Here is a 245-nt window from a genome sequence, read left to right as displayed (position 1 = left end):
AAAATCGTGCAGTTCTATTTAACTGCACGACTACAAGTCCGGGCCTATTGAAAATCCTTTGCGGAATGATACTATTGCCTAATCCTCTACTCAGTACCATAGAAGTATTTTGTTTTTCATATAACCCGGCTGTATATTTAGGAAATATACCTTGATACGGAGCAACTATCCCTCCGATAAATGGCAATCTAACTTGACCACCATGAGCATGGCCCGATAACACTAAATCTATTTGCTCATCAGCA

General features: G+C 39.6%; 1 pseudogene. It reads right to left on the bottom strand.

Annotated features, from left to right (window positions below):
* Positions 1-245, bottom strand: a pseudogene (locus KVT31_RS29850) (metallophosphoesterase); the annotation flags it as partial.

It is taken from the genome of Bacillus sp. GbtcB14 (genome assembly GCF_019091205.1).
GTDB lineage: Bacteria > Bacillota > Bacilli > Bacillales > Bacillaceae_G > Bacillus_A > Bacillus_A cereus_AG.
The sequence above is the reverse complement of the archived record's forward strand: the minus strand, read 5'-3'. Positions and strand labels throughout refer to the sequence as shown.